We start from the raw sequence: 17,314 nt of genomic DNA on the forward strand, positions 1-17,314 counted from the left end.
GGAAGGGCGGCCGCTCATGCGCGCCATCGTCAACTATGCCGTCAGCCACGCGCGACTGACCCTCGCGCTGCTCGCCTTTCTGCTGATCGCGGGCTTCATCTCCTATGTGACGATCCCGAAGGAAGCCGAGCCGGATGTGCGCATCCCGATCATTTATGTGCAGCTGTCCCAGCGCGGCATCAGCCCGGAAGATAGCGAGCGGCTTTTGTTGAGGCCGGTCGAGACCCAGCTGAAGTCGGTCAACAACGTCAAGGAAATGCGCTCGACCGCCTTCGAGGGCGGCGGCTTCGTGCTGCTCGAATTCGAGGCCGGCTTCAACTCGACGGCCGCGCTTGCCGACGTGCGCGCCAAGGTCGACCAGGCCAAGCACGACATGCCGCGCGACATGGACGAGCCGCAGGTGCTGGAGGTCAACCTTTCGCTCTATCCGGTGCTGGTGGTCGCGCTCTCCGGCGACGTGCCGGAGCGCACCATGCTCGGCATCGCGCGCGAGGCGAAGAACCAGATCGAGCAGGTGCCGGGCGTCTTGTCCGCCGAATTGCGCGGTTCGCGCGACGAGGCCGTCGAGATCATCGCCGAACCGATGCTGATGAAGAGCTACGGCGTCACGCTCGATCAGATCACCTCGATCATGCAGTCGTCGAACACGCTGGTCGCCGCCGGCGCGCTCGAGGGCGAGACCGGGCGCTTCTCGGTGAAAATCCCGTCGCTGATCGAGAAATCGCAGGACGTGCTGAACATTCCCGTCACCGCGACCAACAAGGCGGTGGTGACGCTGGGCGACGTCGCGACGGTGAAGCCGACCTTCAAGGACGCCACCTCCGTCACCCGCGTGAACGGCCGTCCGGCCATGACCATTGAAGTCTCCAAGCGCACCGGCGCCAACCTGATCGAGACGGTCGACGGCGTGAAGAAGCTGGTCGAGCAATTGCATAAGCGCTGGCCCAGCGCCGTGCAGGTGTCTTTCACGCAGGACAAGTCGAAGGACATCCGCAGCATGCTCGCGGACCTGCAGAATTCTGTGGTGATGGGCGTGCTGCTCGTCGTCGTCATCATCCTGTTCGTGCTCGGCTTCCGCGCCTCGCTGTTCATCGGCATCGCCATTCCCGTGTCGTTCCTGACCGGCGTGCTCGCGCTGCAGCTCGCGGGCCTGACCGTCAATATCGTCGTGCTGTTTTCGCTCATTCTTGCCGTGGGCATGCTGGTCGATGACGCCATCATCGTGTCGGAATATGCCGAGCGGCGAATGTCCGAGGGCATGTCGCCGCGTGAGGCCTACACGACCGCCGCGTCGCGCATGGCGGGCCCGGTGGTGGCTGCGACCGCGACGCGCGTCGCGGCGTTCTCGCCCTTGCTGTTCTGGCCGGGCATCGTCGGCGAGTTCATGAAGTACCTGCCGATCACGCTGATCGCGACGCTGTCGGCGTCGCTCGTCGTCGCGCTGATCTTCACGCCGACGCTCGGCTCGCTGCTCGGCAAGGCGGCGCCGATCCCGCATGACGAACGCATGGCCGACCGCGGCCCCTATATGCGTTTCGTGCGCTTCGCGCTGCGCCGGCCCGGCATGGTGCTGATTTCGGCCGCGGCGCTGCTCGTCGTGGTGCAGGTCGCCTATGCCAAGCTCGGCAATGGCGTCGAGTTCTTCCCCAATGTCGAGCCGGACTACGGCCAGGTCATCGTCCACGCCCGCGGCAATCTCTCGCTCGACGAAAAGAACCGGCTGGTCGGGCAGGTCGAAAAGCGGGTGCTCGCGTTCGACTCGCTCAAGACCGTCTACACCCGCATCGGCGAGCAGCCGCGTGGCTCCAACGAGATTACCGAGGACACCATCGGCGTGATCCAGTTCGAATTCGTCGACTGGAAGCAGCGGCCGAAGGCCCATACGATCATGGACGCGATCCGTGAAAAGACCGCGGACATTCCCGGCATCATGGTCGAGGTGACGGCGCCGCGCGGCGGACCGCCGACCGGCAAACCGATCCAGGTGCAGCTCGCCGCCGTCGATGCGGCGAACCTCGAGCCGGCGGCGAAGAAGGTCGCGGCGATCCTCGCCAAGCGCAGCGACATTCGCGACCTCGACGACGGCCTGCCGCTGCCGGGCATCGACTGGCGCATCACGGTCGACAAGGCCGAAGCGGCGAAATACGGCGCGGCAGTCTCGACCGTCGGCAACGCGGTGCAACTCGTCACCAACGGCATGAAGGTCAGCGAGTACCGGCCGGCCGAAAGCGACAAGCCGGTCGATATCATCGTGCGGTTTCCGCCGGAGCGGCGCAGCCTCGACCAGATCGACGAGCTGCGCGTCAATCTCAACGGCGGCAGCGTGCCGATCGGCAATTTCGTCAAGCGGGAGCCGGCTCCGCGCGTCGGCTACCTGAACCGGGTGGACGGGCATCGCGTCATGACGGTCGCCTCCAACGTCGCCGAGGGCGTGCCGACCGCCAAGGTGCAGCAGGAGATCACCGCGGAACTTGGCCAGACCGATCTCGGCCCCGGCGTGACGTTCAAGCTCAAGGGCGAGGACGAGGAGCGCGAGAAGGCCTCGGCCTTCCTGATGAAGGCGTTCGGCACCGCGCTGTTCCTGATCTTCGCGATCCTGCTTGCGCAGTTCAACCGGCTGACCTCGGTCGGGCTGGTGATGACCGCGGTGATCCTCTCCACCATCGGCGTGATGATCGGCCTACTCATCATGGGTCAGGCGTTCGGCGTGGTGATGACCGGCATCGGTGTCATCGCCAACGCGGGCGTGATCGTGAACAACAACATCGTGCTGATCGACACCTACGACCGGCTGCGACGGGAAGGGCAGAGCGCCTACGACGCGGTGATCGAAACCTGTCGCGAGCGTACCCGGCCGGTGCTCCTGACCGCCGTGACGGCGATCCTCGGCGTGCTGCCGATCGCCTTCGGCGTCAATCTCGATTTCTTCATGCGCGAGGTGACGGTCGGCGCGCCGTCGACGCAGTGGTGGATCCATCTGTCCACCGCGATCGTGTTCGGTCTCGGCTTCGCGACGGTGTTGACGCTGATCGTGACGCCGGCGGCGCTGCTGCTGATCGAGCGCATGGCGGAGTGGCGGCGGCGCAACCTCGCGCGGTTGCGCGAGACGCCGTTGCGTGACTGGCCGCGCGCGATGTTGCGGCGGTTCACGCCGAAGTGGAGCCGCTAGGCTTCGTCGGCTACCGGACGGAACTCGCCGGCATCAAAATTCGTCCACGTCTTCGCCGCGAATGCGCCATCTCCGCGCGTCTGCGGGGGTGTCGTCGTTGACATTTGCGTGAACGGTAGGCATTGCGCAAATGCCGGCACAGATGGGTTGCTCCTTGCGGCCGAGGATGAAACAATCGAATCGAAACCGGCCTTGAGAACGAGAATCCCTGGCCGGAGCAATAGATAGCAATCCATCCGCCGGGACTTATATGTCCCCCTGAATTATCCGGGGCGTGCAAAGGCCCCAGCAGGAGTGCAGGGCCAATGGCGAGATTCTCGGCGCAATCCACAGCGACCGTTTTGCGCGGCGCGCAAGCCCAACCGGCGGCGCGGCCGGCCGCGGTTTCGCTTGAGGAACAGCGCGCCTTCTGGCGTGAGGCGTTTCGGATCGTCCGCGCGGAGACCGAGGCGCGTGCCGCGCCGTTATCGTCGGAAGACCAAATCGTCCAGTCGATGCCGGATGCGAGCCCGACCAAGTGGCATCGCGCTCATGTGACGTGGTTTTTCGAGACGTTTCTGGTGAAGCCGAACGCTCCCTCCTATCGGGAATTCGACGAGCGTTTCCCGTTCCTGTTCAATTCCTACTATGTCGCCGCCGGACCTCGCCACGCGCGGCCGCAGCGCGGGCTGATCACCCGCCCGAACCACGCCGACGTCACTGCCTACCGCGCGCATGTCGATGCCGCGATCGAGGCGCTGATCGACACGATCCCGGCTGCGCAAGCGGGAGAGTTTTTTCGTATTCTCGAAATCGGCCTGCATCACGAGCATCAGCATCAGGAATTGCTGCTGACCGACATCCTGCACGCCTTTGCGCAGAACCCGACCTATCCGGCTTATGACGCCGGCTGGCAGGCGCCAAAGCGCGCGCTGTCGCAGGGCGGCTACGTGGATTTGCCCGGCGGCATTCACGAGATCGGCCATGAGGGCGATGGCTACGGCTTCGACAACGAATATCCGCGCCACCAGACGCTGCTGCAGGACATTCGCATCGCGCGGCAGATGGTGAGCAATGCGGAGTGGCTCGATTTCATCGCCGACGGCGGCTACGCGAATGCCGCGCTCTGGCTGTCCGACGGCTGGGCGGCGGTACAGAACGAGGGTTGGCAGGCGCCGGGCTACTGGATCGAGCGCGACGGCGGATGGCATGCGATGTCGCTTGCCGGTCTGATGCCGGTCGATCCGGCCGATCCGGTCCGTCATGTCAGCTACTACGAAGCCGACGCCTTCGCGCGCTGGGCCGGCAAGCATCTGCCGAGCGAGCAGGAGTGGGAGGTCGCGGCGCGCATGGGCTTGCTCGACGACGCCTTCGGCCTGCTGTGGCAATGGACGCGCAGCGCCTATCTGCCCTATCCGGGCTATCGCGCCGCCGACGGCGCGCTCGGCGAATACAACGGCAAGTTCATGGTCAGTCAGATGGTGCTTCGCGGCTCCTCGCTTGCGACGCCGGCCGGTCATGAGCGCGTGAGCTATCGCAATTTCTTTTACCCGCCGTCACGCTGGCAGTTCAGCGGCGTGCGGCTCGTCGAATTTCCCTGACCAGTGAATTGAAGAGGCTTTGATATGACAGCAGCCGCGCGTGCCTTGCGCCAGAAGGCGTCCGCTTCCACGACCGATCCCGCGCTGGCGGAGTTCGAGGCCGACGTGATCGCCGGCTTCCGCAAGCCGCAGAAAGCATTGTCGCCGAAATATCTCTATGACGAAGCCGGTTCCATCCTGTTCGAAGAGATCACCGACACGCCGGAATATTATCCGACGCGCACCGAGATGAGCATCCTGCGCGAGCGGGCGAAGGAGATCGCGGCGCTGATTCCGGAAGGGGCGGCGATCGTGGAATTCGGCAGCGGTTCGAGCAAGAAGGCGCGTATTCTCCTTCAGGCGGTCGGTCCGCTCAGCGCCTATGTGTCGGTCGACATCAGCGCCGAGATGCTGGTGGAGGAAGCGAAGACGCTGCGGCGCGATTTTCCGGGACTGAACGTGGTGCCGGTGGTGGCGGATTTCACGCAAGGCTTCGAGTTGCCGCGAGAGGCGGCCGACGCGCCGGTGCGGGTCGGGTTCTTTCCGGGCTCGACCATCGGCAATTTTGAGCCGCACGCGGCGGCGGCATTCCTGCGCAACGCGGCGGATATTCTCGGAGACGGCGCGCTGATGATCGTCGGCGCCGATCTCGTCAAGCCGGCGGGTATCCTCAACGCCGCCTATAACGACAATCAGGGCGTGACCGCGCGCTTCAACCTAAATCTGCTGACGCGGATCAACCGCGAGCTGGGCGGCAATTTCGATCCGTCGGCCTTCGAGCATCACGCCTTCTTCAACCGCGAGCGCAGCCGGATTGAAATGCACCTCGCCAGCCTGAAGAAGCAGAAGGTGAGGATCGCCGGCGAGACGTTCGATTTTCGGATGGGCGAAACCATCCATACCGAATGCAGTTACAAATATTCGATCGAGTCGCTGGCGGCTCTGGCGCGCGGCGTGGGCTGGGCTCCGGTCAAGGCCTGGACCGACCGGCAAGGGCTGTTTTCCATTCAGGCGTTCCGGTTCGACGCCGGAACCGGCGTGCGGCAGAAAAACGCGCAATAAGTTTGCCTAATCGGCTCTCGCCATCATCGATGGATTGCGATAACGCTTGCCTGCCGTCGCGCCGCAAGCCGGCGGTTTTTGTTCGCACAAGCAGGATCATTCGATGAAAATTGTCGGCTTTGAAAAAGGCAATGCATTGCACCTCGGCGTGGTCGAGGGCGACAGCGTGATCGACCTCCAGGCGGTCGATTCCAAGGTGCCGGGCGATCTCGGCGAATGGCTGCGCGCCAACAACGGCGACATCAAGCCGCTGGCGGAACTGGCCAAAAAGGCGCCGGCCTCGGCCAGGCTGCCGCTCGCGAGCGTCAAGTTCGGCCTGCCGGTCGCGCGGCCGGGCAAGATCATCTGCCTCGGCCTCAATTATCTCGACCACGTCAAGGAAGGCCCGCAGAAGGACAATATCCCGAAGTTCCAGTCGATCTTCTTCCGCATGCTGTCGTCGCTGGTGCCGCACAAGCACCCGCTGATCCGCCCCAAGAAGTCGATCCAGTTCGACTACGAAGGCGAGCTGGTCGTGGTGATCGGCAAGCGCGCCAAGCACCTGACGCTGGAGAACGCCGCCGACTGCGTCGCCGGCTACACCGTCGGTAACGAAGGCTCGATCCGCGAATATCAGCGCCACACCACGCAGTGGGGCATGGGCAAGAATTTCGACGAGTCGGGCAGCATCGGCCCGTGGATGGTGACGGCCGATGAACTGCCGCGCGGCGGCAAGAGCCTCAAGATCGAAACGCGCCTTAACGGCAAGACCATGCAGTCGTCGAACACCGACCTGTTCATGTTCCCGGTCGCGGAGTCGCTGGTCTATCTCAGCGAGGGCATCACGCTCGAGCCCGGCGATATCCTGTTCACCGGCACGCCGTCCGGCGTCGGCCATGCGCGCAAGCCGGAGCCAGTGTGGATGAAGGCCGGCGACACCGCCGAGGTCGAGATCCAGGGCATCGGCGTGCTGAGCAACACGATCGAAGACGAGAAGTAAAACTGATCGCGTCGCCTGCGACGCGAACCTCTCTTGACAGCACAAGGGTTCCAAGTCCTGCTAGCAGCACAACAATGAAAAGGCCCGCCGGCCAACGGCGGGCCGATGCTGCCAACAGGGGAGGATACTCATGAAATTCGCGCGCATGATTGCGGCGGCCGCACTGGCCGCCGCCGTTCCGACGATCGCCGCAAGCGTCTCCGCTTCGGCCGACACCTGGCCGTCGCGGCCGATCCGGATCATGGTCGGCTTCGGTGCCGGCGGCGGCACCGACATTGCGGCGCGCATCGTCGCGCAGCCCTTGTCCGAGAAGCTCGGCCAGCCCGTGGTGGTCGAGAACAAGCCCGGCGCCGGCGGCACCATCGCCTCGAACCAGGTCGCCCATGCCGACAAGAACGGTTACACCGCCTTGGTGATTTCGACCGGCCACACGGTCTCGGCGGCGATGTTCAAGTCGCTGCCCTATGACTCGGTGAAGGACTTCGCGCCGGTCGGCATGGTCGCCAACTCCACCTATGTGGTGGTGGCGCGTGGCGACCTGCCGGTAAAGAACCTGCGGGACCTGATTGCGCTCGCCAAGGCAAAGCCCGGCGACCTGAAATTCGCCAGCGTCGGCGTCGGATCGACCCAGCATCTCGCCGGCGAATTGCTGCACCAGAAGGCCGGCATGAAGGTGCTCAACGTGCCGTATCGCGGCACGCCCGCGCTCGTCACCGCACTGATCGCGGGCGAGGTCGATTACGGCGTCGAGCTGCTGCACGCCGTGAAAGGCAATGCCGAGGCGGGCAAGCTGAAAATCCTCGCGGTCGGCTCGCCGGAGCGGTCGCCCGCCGCGCCGGACATTCCGACGGTCGCGGAGCAGGGCGTGCCGGGCTATGCGGCAATCGCGTGGTACGGCATGGTCTATCCGGCCGGGACGCCGGCCGAGGTGGTCGGCAAGACCAGCGCCGCGCTGCGCGAGATCCTTGCCCGCAAGGACATCCAGGCCCAGCTCGAGAAAATCGGGGCTTCGGCGAAGTCATCGACGCCGGAGGAGTTCGGCAAGCATCTTGCCGCCGAGGTCGAGACCTGGAAAGCGGTTCGCGAGGCCGCGGGGATCGAGCAGAAATAGCAGGCTGCGAAAAGCCGAAAGACAAGGAGAAACCGGCGCGATGGCTGAAAGTCTCAATATCCTGGTGATCTGCGGTTCGCTGCGGAAAGGCTCCTATAACGCCGCGCTTGCGCGGGCGTTGCCGGAACTTGCGCCGCCGGGCGTGACCTTCACCACCGCGCCGGCCTACGAAACGATGCCGTTGTACAACGAGGATCTTCAAAACGCATCGGGCTTTCCGCCGGCGGCGGAGGCTTTCGCCGCCGCGATCCGCGGCGCGGACGGCGTGATCATCGTGTCGCCGGAATACAACTGGACCATTCCGGGAGCGTTGAAGAACGCGCTCGACTGGGTGTCGCGGATGAAGGATCAGCCCTTCGTCAACAAGCCGGTGGCGATCCAGTCCTGCTCGCAGGGGCCGATGGGCGGCTCACGCATGCAGTATCACCTGCGCCAGTCGCTCGTGTACCTGAAGGCCTTTACCTTCGGCGTGCCGGAAGTGATCGTGAGCGTGGCGCAGAACAAGTTCGACAAGGATATGAAGCTGACCGACGAGACGACGCGGAAGTTTGTCCAGCAGCAGCTCGAAGGCTTCGCGAAATTCATCGCGCGGGTAAGGGATTAAAAGAGCGTGTCATGCCCGGCCTCGTGCCGGGCATCTACGTCTTCATTAACGCCAAAGACGTGGATGGCCGGGACAAGCCCGGCCATGACTACGTTTTCTCTCGGTATCTGCGGCGCCCCGTTCACGCCGCCGGCTTGTAGTCCGGGAAAATCATCGGCCGCATCTTGGGATGCGCGGGCATCATCCGCGGCGCGAAGGGCGGCTCGGCGCCGAGTTCCATGGCGGCGTGGATCGGCCAGCGCGGATCGTACATCGCGCCGCGCGCCAGCGCCACCATGTCGGCCTTGCCGGACGACACGATCGCTTCGGCCTCGCGCGCGCCGGTGATGAGGCCGACCGACATGGTCGCCAACCCGCTGTCCTTCTTCACCCGCTCGGCGAACGGCACGTTGAAGGCGGGAGCGAACGGGATCTTTTGCCGCGCGTCGAGCTGGCCGGACGACACGTCCATGTAGTCGCAGCCGAGCGCCTTGAGCGCCTTGGCGAACGCGACTGTGTCCTCGATGGTGGTGCCGCCATCGACCCAGTCGACGGCGGAGACGCGGATGCCGAGCGGCTTGTCCTTCGGCCAGGCGGCGCGGATCGCCTCGAACACTTCGAGCGGATAGCGCATGCGCTTCTCGAGTGAGCCGCCGTATTCGTCGGTGCGCTGGTTCGACAGCGGCGACAGGAACTGGTGGAGCAGATAGCCGTGCGCGGCGTGCAGCTCGAGCAGGTCGTAGCCGACGCGCTCGGCGCGCTTGACCGAGGCAATGTAGTCGGCGAGCGTCGCCTTCATGTCCTCCTTGGTCATGGCGCGCGGCACATGCCAGCCCTCGCCATAGGGGATCGCGGAGGGGGCGACCGTTTCCCAGGCGTTTTCCTCCTTGGTCAGCGGCTTGGCGCCGAGCGCCGGCGGCTGTGTCGAGCCCTTGCGGCCGGCATGGCCGATCTGCAGGCCGTGCTTCGACGGGCCGTACTGCTTGGCGAAATCGATGACGCGCTTCAGCGCCTTCTCGTTGTCGTCCGAATAAAGCCCCGCGCATTTGTAGGTGATGCGGCCGACCGGATTGATGTCCGTCATCTCCGCGATGATGAGGCCGAAGCCGCCGAGCGCAAACTGGCCGATATGCATCAGGTGCCAGTCGGTGGCCGACCCGTCGTTGGAGTTGTACTGGCACATCGGCGAAACCGCGATGCGGTTCGGGATTGTCAGGCCGCGAAAGGTGATCGGCGTGAACAACGCGCTGGACATTTGCAGTCTTTCCTCTCGATGAATGGATTGGCGAAGGGTTAGCCGTGCATGGCGATGACGAGGCACATCAGCGCCCAGAACACGCAGTATTCGATGCCGCCGATCACCCAGATCCAGCTGCGCGACAGCTTGTAGGTCGCGCCGGCGGCAACCAGCAGATGGATGAAACCGATGAAGCCAGCATATCGGGTGTAAAGTCCGAAAAGAAGGCAGATGGTGAGCAGGGTCTCGATCACGCCGGCAAGGTACATCCAGAACGCCGGCGGCTTGAAGCCGACATCGACGAAGAATTTCAACGTGGCGGGAACGGTGAACTTCGCGACGATGTGGGGAATAAAAAACAGCGCGCAGACGATGCGCAGGACATTGAACTCGTTCAGGAGATTGAATTTGTCTGCAAGCGACATCGTTCTACCCCTATTGCCGTCTCGGCTCGGCAGCGGAAGAGTTGCATGCCGCGTCAGGGCCGCCAACCCCCCGCTATGACGAACCCGTGAGTTGGGCACGGAAGGGCCGCCGCGCTTGTCGCGAGGCGGCGCGTGTTGCTAGATGCGGGACAACAAGCTTGCGGCGATCGAGCACAAGCCCGACGGCAACGAGAACGTTCAGGGAGTGAAAAACATGATGCGTCTCAGCGGAAAGACGGCGATCGTGACCGGCGGGGCGAAGGGGATCGGAGCGCATTATTCGCGGGCGCTGGCGCAGGCCGGCGCCCGGATCATGATCGCCGACATCGAGGATGGCGGGCCGCTCGCCACCGAACTCGCCGGCAAGCACGGCGAGGGCAGCGCGGTCGCCGCCACCTGCGACGTCAGCGACGAAGCATCGGTCAAGGCGCTGGTCGCCGACACCATGAAGCGGTTCGGGCAGATCGATATCCTCGTCAACAACGCCGCACTCTACGCCAAGCTCAACCCGCGCAACTACGACGAGTGGGACATCGCGGTGTGGGACAAGGTGATGGCGGTGAATGTCCGCGGGCCGTATCTGATGGTCCGCCACGTCGCGCCGCACATGATCGCGCGCAAGAGCGGCAAGATCATCAACATCGCCTCCGGCGCGCCCTACAAGGGCATCCCGCGCATGCTGCCCTACGTCACCTCGAAGGGCGCGATGATCGCCTTCACCCGCTCGCTGTCGCGCGAGCTGGGGGCTCACGGCATCAACGTCAATACGCTGTCGCCGGGCTATATCCTGAGCGACACCGGCCTTGCCAACACCACGCATGTCGAGGAGGAGCGGGCACCGGTGCGCAACAGCCGCGCCTTCAAGCGCGACGCCTTCCCGGAAGACCTGACCGGCACGCTGGTGTTTCTGGCCTCGGCGGACAGCGATTTCATCACCGGACAGTCGATCGTGGTCGACGGCGGTTCGGTCAATAACTAAGGCTGATCGCTGCCTGGAACGGCTCTGAACGATAGCGCATAGCTGCCCTTGCGGCGTTTTTCCGCCGTTCCGGCACGGGATTTCCTGCGGTATAGTCGGGACAACGAACAATCACGCGAGACGGAGGAATATTCATGGCGGTTGCGACCACCGAGGCAGCCGGCGCCAAGCACAATATCGAGGGCGCCCGGCAGGCCTATTACGACAAGATTTCCAAGTACCACCTCGCGCCGCTGTGGGAGGTGCTCCGCGGCCTCGTCACGCCCGAGCCGAAGACGCAGATGGTGCCGACGCTGTGGAAGTTCCCGGAAGTCGAGAAGCTGATGCTCGAGGCCGGCGACGTCATCACCGCGGAGGAGGCCGAGCGCCGCGTGCTGGTGCTCGAGAATCCCGGCGACCCCGGCAAGTCGCGCATCACCAATTCGCTGTTCGCCGGCATCCAGTTGATCCTGCCGGGTGAAGTTGCCGACGCACATCAGCACGTCGCCTCCGCGATCCGCTTCGTGCTCAAGGGCAACGGCGCCTACACGGCGGTCGAGGGCGAGAAGTCGATGATGGAGCATGGCGATTTCATCATCACCGCGAACTGGGCGCCGCACGATCACGGCAATCCCGGCAAGGAGCCGGTGATGTGGCTCGACGTGCTCGATATGCCGACCATCAATCACTTCCAGGCCTCGTTCGCGCATCACTTCGACGAGAAGATGCAGAACGTGGACCACGAGGACGGTGACTCGTTCGAGCGTTTCGCCACCGGCGTGCTGCCGGACGGCATGCCGGCGATCCAGAACCGCTCGCCGGTCATCAACTACCCCTACAAGAAGATGAAGCCGATCCTCGACCGGCTGAAAAAGACCGGTGACGTCGACAAGCGGTTCGGCGCGCGCGTGCGTTATGCCAACCCGATCAACGGCGGCCCGGTGCTGCCGACGATGGGGGCGAACCTCGCGTTGCTGCCGAAGGGCTTCAAGGGCGAGCCCTACCGCTCGACCGACGGCATGGTGTTCGCGGTGGCCGAAGGCCAGGGCAAGACCATCGTCGACGGCAAGGCGCTCGACTGGAACGTCAACGACGTGTTCGTGGTGCCGCCGTGGAAGCGCTACCACCACGAGGTGACGGGTTCGGGCGATGCCGTGCTGTTCTCGATCTCGGATCGCCCGGCGCAGGAAGCGCTCGGCATCTGGCGCGAAGGGCACTGAGCCGGCGACGGTTCCGGCCGATCAGCCTGACGGGGCAGGCGTTACAACGGGGCAGTTTTGCGCTGCCCCGTTTTCTTTTGCAGGTAGTGAACGACGATTCCGGCGATCGAGCCGCCGAGGCCGAACCAGTCAAGCAGCTCCGCTCCCGGGAAGACGTGCGGCGGGATCAGGATGGCGATGCCGGTCGCAATGAAGAAGGCGCGGAACGGCCACGACAGCGGGGCCAGGAAGTAGCCGACAATGCCCGCGGTGCCGACGACGATGCCGAAGACGTTGCGCGTCAGATCCCAGATCACCTGATACCAGGTGTCCGCGAGCAGCATGCTCGGCTCGGTGACGAACAGGAAGGGGATGAAGAAGGTGCTCCAGCCGATCGCCACCGCCACCCAGCCGGTGTTCCAGCCCGGCACCCGCGCGATGTTGGCGGCCGCGTAGGCGGCGATCGCCACCGGCGGTGTGATCATCGACAGCATGCCGAAATACATCACGAACATATGCGCGGCCATCGGCTGGACGCCGAGCTTGATGATCGAAGGCGCGAGCAGCGAGGCGGTGAGCACATAGACGCTGACGGTCGGCATGCCCATGCCGAGCACGATGCTGATGAGGGCAGTCAGCACCAGCAGCACGAACAGGTTCTCGCCGCTGGCCGCGATCAACTGGAGCGTCAGGCCGAACGAAATGCCGGAAATGTTGAGCGCGCCGACCACCATGCCGGCGGCGGCGCCGATCAGCAGGATGTCGAGCGCCGCCTTGCCGGTATCGAGCACGGCGCGGCCCATTTCGCGGGGCGTGACCCGCGTGCCGCGATACCCGAAGACGAGGCTCAGCACGATGAGCAGCGCGGTCGCATAGACCGCCGCGCGCTCGATCGGAATCTGGAAGAACTCCGGCCAGGCGAGCGTTGCGATCAGGAAGGCGATCGGGATCGCGAAGTGCCAGCCCGAGCGAAGAATCTCGAAGAACGGCGGGATATTTTCGACCTGCGCGGCGCCGATCTTGTCGCGCGCGGCGACGAGGTCGACGCTGATGAAAAGCGCGGCGTAGTAGAGCGCGGCGGGGATGATCGCGGCGATCACGACGGCGCTGTAGGGAACCTGCAGGAACTCCGCCATGATGAAGGCGGCCGCGCCCATCACCGGCGGCATCAACTGCCCGCCGGTCGAGCCGACTGCCTCGATGGCCGCGGCGCGGGTGCGGCTGAAGCCGGAGCGCGACATCAGCGGAATGGTGACGATGCCGACCGCGACGACGTTGCTGACCGCGGCGCCGGAAATCATGCCGAACAGCGCGGAGCCGACCACCGCGATCTTGGCTGCGCCGCCGCGGAAGGCGCCCATCGCAGACATGGCGAGATCGGCGAACCAGGCCGCGCCACCGGTGCGGCCGAGCACCTGGCCCATCAGCGTGAAGGGAATGACGATCAGCACCGCGACGGCGAGGATGTTGCCGATCACCCCGTTGCCGTCGAGGCCGAGATAGACGAGGAGCCGCGCGACCGACACCGGGCGGGTGGCGAAGTCGCCCGGCATGTACGGGCCGATGAACACATAGGCGCAGATGGCGAGGATGATGACGACCAGCACGCCGCCGGCGGAGCGGCGCGTGCCTTCGAGCACCAGCAGGAGAAGGATCGCGCTGCCGATGATGCCCTCGGTCGGCAGCAGCGCGATCTCGTAGGTAAACACCTCGTAGCGAAAGGTAATGAAGCCGCAAATCGCGACCGCCGCCACCGCGCCGGCCCAGCCGATCCAGCGGTAGGGAAATTTCGACGTCAGGAACGACAGCGCAAGGCCAAGGCCGAGGCATACGGCGAGCAACTGCTCGGTATAGAACGCAAGGCCGAACAGCCGGCGCGGCAGGTCGATTACCCAGCCAACGACGCAGGCGATCAGCAAGCCCTGCAGAAGGTCGATCGCAATCGCGACCGGCCGCGGCGGCGCGGCGGCGGGACCCGCCGCGCCGGTATCGGCCATCGTCTCGCTCACTCTTACGACTTCGGCTGGATGTTGTGGTCCTTGAAGTATTTCAAGGCGCCGGGGTGGTAGGGAATATCATAGGTCTTGTAGAGACCCGCCGCGGAGAATTCACGCAGCGCCGGCTGCACGGCCACGAGGTCCGCCTTGTTCTTCTCCATCGTCTCGATGATTTTGTAGATCACCTCGTCCTTCACCTTGGCATTGGTGAAAATCATGTTGTCCCAGGTGTAGACGCCCATCGGCTTTTCGACGCCGACGAAGAACGGTCCCGGTTTCGCCGGGCTGAGATAGCCCTGCGGCAGAAGCTTCTTCGCCGCCGCCATGCCGCTCTCCGGGATTTCGAGCGCCCTGATGCCGCCGACGCTCGCCTCCACCTCGCGCACCTTCGGCGCGCCGAAGGCGAAGAAGAACATGTCCGTCGATCCCGCGATGAAGTCGTCGGCGCCGCGCACCACGCTCGGCACCAGCACCGGCTTGATGTCCGAAGGCTTGAGTCCGCCGGCCGCCAGAATAGCGTCCATCATCGGTGCGATGGTTCGCATCGCCGAATAGCCCATGGTGACGCGCTTGCCCTTGAGATCGGCAATGGTCTTCATGTCGGTGTCCTTGCGGACCCAGAACGCGCCGCGCAGCGAGTGCAGCGAGCCGATCAGGCGGATGTCCGGGCTGGCCTTTCTCGCATTCTCGACCTCAAAGATGTTGGCGATGCCGACATCGGCCTCCGCGCGCGACACCAGCGGGATCAGCGTCGACTCGCCCTGGCTCGGCTGGACGAGCATGTTCATGCCGCCCTTTTCCTTCAGGACCTTGGCGATGGCCGAGCCCGAAGTGTGGCTGAGCGTGCCCGGCTGCATGGTGGCGAGGCCGTAGGTTTGCGCGGCAGCAATACCGGCGCCGAGCGCCCACACGGCAAGACCCGCCGCCGTCATGGCGGCACAGCGGCGAACGGTTTGTTTCAGAGTTGCCCTCACGTCGTCCTCCCTCAGGTATTTTATGTTTTATTTGCTGCGGCACTTTTGCACAGGACGGCGGGCAAGGCGAGCCTGCAGCGCCGGTGCGATCGCGCGGCGGGGCCTTTGCCCACCCGTTATTTCTTCACAGTTCGGGAATAAAGTCCGAGTCCTGAACCAGCAAGACAAGTTCTGAACCAGGGAGAGTTGCATGCAGCTTGAACAACTCACGGCAGGTCACGGCGCCGTCACGGCGGTGCGCGCCGGCCAGGGCCGCGATCTGGTGCTGCTGCACTCGCTGCTCGCCGACCGGCACGCCTTCGATCCGGTTCTGCCGGCGCTGACCGGCAAATTTCGCGTCACGCTGTTCAACCTGCCGGGGTTTCACGGTTCGGAGCCGGCGGTTGCGCCGCTGATGGACGCCTATGTTGCGCGCATCGAGGATGGCTTCGACGAATTCGGCATCGAGAAAGACGCGATCCTGCTCGGCAACGGTTTCGGCGGCACCGTGGCGCTGGCCTTCGCCATCGCGCATGGGGATCGCATCGGCAAGCTGGTGGTGTGCGATGCGGCGGCCGGCTTTCCCGAGGAGGGCCGCAAGGCTTTCGCCGTGATGGCAGAAAAGGTGAGCGAAGCGGGTCTCGCCGCGGTCGCGGAGATCGCCGCGAAGCGGGTCTATTCGCCGGCCTACCTCGCGGCCAACCCCGGCAAGGTCGAGGAGCGCAAGACGTCGCTGCTGGCGGTCGACGCCAAGGCGTTCCAGCACGCCTGCACGATCCTGCAGAAAGCGGATTACGGGCCGCTGCTGCACAAGCTCGACGTGCCGACGCTGGTGGTCTGCGGCGAGCACGATCAGGCGACGCCGGTCGCGCTCAACAAGGCGCTCGTGGAGAAGGTGCCCGGCGCGAAATATGTCGAGCTGCCCGGCTGCGGCCATTGCCCGCCGCTCGAGCAGCCGGACGCCTTCCTGAAGGCGATCAAGGAATTCGTGGGGCTTTAACGGAGACGGAGCGCGTCATGGCGGTGAACCCGACGATTGCGCGGATCTGGCGCGGCCGGACCACCAAGGCGAGGGCCGACGAATACGCCGGCTATCTCTATGAGGTCGGCATCAGGCCGCTGGAGGAGAAGGCGCTCGCCGTCATCCAGTTGCGCGAGGACCGCGACGCGGAGAGCGAGTTCATCACGATTTCGTTCTGGGAGGATGTCGCGGCGATGTCGCGCTTCACCGGCGCCGACCCCCGCCAGATTCATCACCTGCCACGCGACGCGGAGTTCCTGATCGAACTGCCGCGCGCGGTGCAGGTGTTGAACATCTCGGCCACGAAAGGCCTGTTCGGCCTTTGAGCGGCGCGTAGCGATCAGCGCTGAGCGGGGCTCTTCGCCCAGTAGTCGGACGCGGCCTTGCTCTGCTTGAGCGTGGCCATGTCCTCGTAGCCCGGCGCCATCGAGGCGTCGCCGCCGGCCAGCACTTCATGGTGCTCGATGTTGAGCAGGCGCAGCCAGCTCTGCTGGCCGAGCGTCAGGCCGATCATGCAGCCGAGCTCGACGAGCTCCGGCTCGCTGAAGTTCTTGTGCATGCGGTCCCAGAACGCATCGTCGGTGTTGAGATGCCAGGTGATCGCCTCGGCATAGGCGAGCGCGGCCTTCTGGCGTTCGTTGAAGCGGGTGGACTTCTCGAAGTTCAGGAGGTCCATGACGTGATCCTCGACCAGTCCGCCGTTGACGACCGACTTGATCGAACGCTGGTTGCCGCAATATTCGCACTTCACCGAGCGCGAGACGTAGAGGCGGCACAGCTCCTTGATCGCGTGGTCGAGCACGCCGTTGTGGAACAGGTTCTTCCAGCTGTCGGCGAAGAACCAGAAGGCGGCCGGGACGTGGGCGCGCACCGCGGTGCTCTCCGGGCGCGGTGTGCCTTCGCGCTGGCAGCGCTCCATCTCGACGCGCATCTTGGCGTCCATCTTCTCCAGCGGGACGTAAGAGATCCGTTGCTTGGCCATGGGTTCCTCCGTGGAATGGCGTGTTCCGAATTCGTGGCCGAAATCCTAGGCGCGGCCGGCCGGCTATGGTATCGTGAAT

The 17,314-nt window shown here is 64.7% G+C and carries 15 protein-coding genes; 10 read left to right on the forward strand and 5 right to left on the reverse strand.

Annotation, left to right across the window (positions count from 1 at the left end):
- Positions 1-16 precede the first annotated feature (16 nt).
- The 6 genes from AB7F10_RS05640 to AB7F10_RS05665 all read left to right on the forward strand — a co-directional run bounded on the left by AB7F10_RS05640 (position 17) and on the right by AB7F10_RS05665 (position 8,484).
- Positions 17-3,169: an efflux RND transporter permease subunit gene (locus AB7F10_RS05640; protein ID WP_428559826.1), complete on the forward strand. Its 3,153-nt coding sequence runs from the start codon at positions 17-19 to the stop codon at positions 3,167-3,169.
- Positions 3,170-3,474: 305 nt separating this feature from the next.
- Entirely contained in the window at positions 3,475-4,749 is a 1,275-nt protein-coding gene (gene egtB, locus AB7F10_RS05645; RefSeq protein ID WP_428559824.1) for an ergothioneine biosynthesis protein EgtB, read from the forward strand.
- Positions 4,750-4,773: 24 nt separating this feature from the next.
- On the forward strand, positions 4,774-5,790 hold the full coding sequence (egtD, locus tag AB7F10_RS05650; protein ID WP_428559822.1) for an L-histidine N(alpha)-methyltransferase: 1,017 nt from the start codon (positions 4,774-4,776) through the stop codon (positions 5,788-5,790).
- Between the two features lie 103 nt (positions 5,791-5,893).
- Positions 5,894-6,769 (forward strand): fumarylacetoacetate hydrolase family protein, encoded by an 876-nt coding sequence (locus AB7F10_RS05655; RefSeq protein ID WP_428559820.1) that lies wholly within the window; start codon positions 5,894-5,896, stop codon positions 6,767-6,769.
- Positions 6,770-6,899: 130 nt separating this feature from the next.
- Positions 6,900-7,880, forward strand: a complete 981-nt coding sequence (locus AB7F10_RS05660) for a Bug family tripartite tricarboxylate transporter substrate binding protein (RefSeq protein WP_428559818.1) — start codon at positions 6,900-6,902, stop codon at positions 7,878-7,880.
- 40 nt (positions 7,881-7,920) lie between these two features.
- Complete coding sequence (locus tag AB7F10_RS05665; RefSeq protein WP_428559816.1) at positions 7,921-8,484, forward strand: NADPH-dependent FMN reductase; 564 nt, start codon at positions 7,921-7,923, stop codon at positions 8,482-8,484.
- 121 nt (positions 8,485-8,605) lie between these two features.
- Here the strand turns inward: AB7F10_RS05665 and AB7F10_RS05670 are convergent, their stop codons facing one another.
- Positions 8,606-9,718: an NADH:flavin oxidoreductase/NADH oxidase gene (locus AB7F10_RS05670; protein ID WP_428559814.1), complete on the reverse strand. Its 1,113-nt coding sequence runs from the start codon at positions 9,716-9,718 to the stop codon at positions 8,606-8,608.
- 38 nt (positions 9,719-9,756) lie between these two features.
- A complete protein-coding gene (locus AB7F10_RS05675) occupies positions 9,757-10,125 on the reverse strand; it encodes a DoxX family protein (protein WP_428559812.1) in 369 nt (122 codons plus the stop codon).
- A 142-nt stretch (positions 10,126-10,267) separates the two neighbouring features.
- Here AB7F10_RS05675 and AB7F10_RS05680 point away from each other — a divergent pair, with 142 nt between their 5' ends.
- Both AB7F10_RS05680 and AB7F10_RS05685 read left to right on the forward strand, forming a co-directional pair.
- Entirely contained in the window at positions 10,268-11,104 is an 837-nt protein-coding gene (locus tag AB7F10_RS05680; protein ID WP_428559810.1) for an SDR family NAD(P)-dependent oxidoreductase, read from the forward strand.
- Between the two features lie 134 nt (positions 11,105-11,238).
- On the forward strand, positions 11,239-12,303 hold the full coding sequence (locus AB7F10_RS05685) for a cupin domain-containing protein (RefSeq protein WP_428559808.1): 1,065 nt from the start codon (positions 11,239-11,241) through the stop codon (positions 12,301-12,303).
- Between the two features lie 41 nt (positions 12,304-12,344).
- Here AB7F10_RS05685 and AB7F10_RS05690 read toward each other — a convergent pair whose 3' ends face one another.
- Positions 12,345-14,291, reverse strand: a complete 1,947-nt coding sequence (locus tag AB7F10_RS05690) for a TRAP transporter permease (RefSeq protein WP_428559806.1) — start codon at positions 14,289-14,291, stop codon at positions 12,345-12,347.
- Positions 14,292-14,293: 2 nt separating this feature from the next.
- Positions 14,294-15,253 (reverse strand): TAXI family TRAP transporter solute-binding subunit, encoded by a 960-nt coding sequence (locus AB7F10_RS05695; RefSeq protein WP_428559803.1) that lies wholly within the window; start codon positions 15,251-15,253, stop codon positions 14,294-14,296.
- 190 nt (positions 15,254-15,443) lie between these two features.
- Between AB7F10_RS05695 and AB7F10_RS05700 the strand changes: the two genes are divergently transcribed.
- On the forward strand, positions 15,444-16,232 hold the full coding sequence (locus AB7F10_RS05700) for an alpha/beta fold hydrolase (RefSeq protein ID WP_428559801.1): 789 nt from the start codon (positions 15,444-15,446) through the stop codon (positions 16,230-16,232).
- A gap of 17 nt (positions 16,233-16,249) precedes the next feature.
- Positions 16,250-16,579: a hypothetical protein gene (locus AB7F10_RS05705; protein ID WP_428559798.1), complete on the forward strand. Its 330-nt coding sequence runs from the start codon at positions 16,250-16,252 to the stop codon at positions 16,577-16,579.
- A gap of 14 nt (positions 16,580-16,593) precedes the next feature.
- Here the strand turns inward: AB7F10_RS05705 and AB7F10_RS05710 are convergent, their stop codons facing one another.
- Positions 16,594-17,235 carry a carboxymuconolactone decarboxylase family protein gene (locus AB7F10_RS05710; RefSeq protein WP_428559795.1) on the reverse strand — a complete coding sequence of 214 codons (642 nt, stop codon included), beginning with the start codon at positions 17,233-17,235 and terminating at the stop codon, positions 16,594-16,596.
- Between the last annotated feature and the right edge of the window lie 79 nt (positions 17,236-17,314).

Origin of the sequence: Pseudolabrys sp., assembly GCF_050250095.1 — a bacterium.
Classification (GTDB): domain Bacteria; phylum Pseudomonadota; class Alphaproteobacteria; order Rhizobiales; family Xanthobacteraceae; genus Pseudolabrys.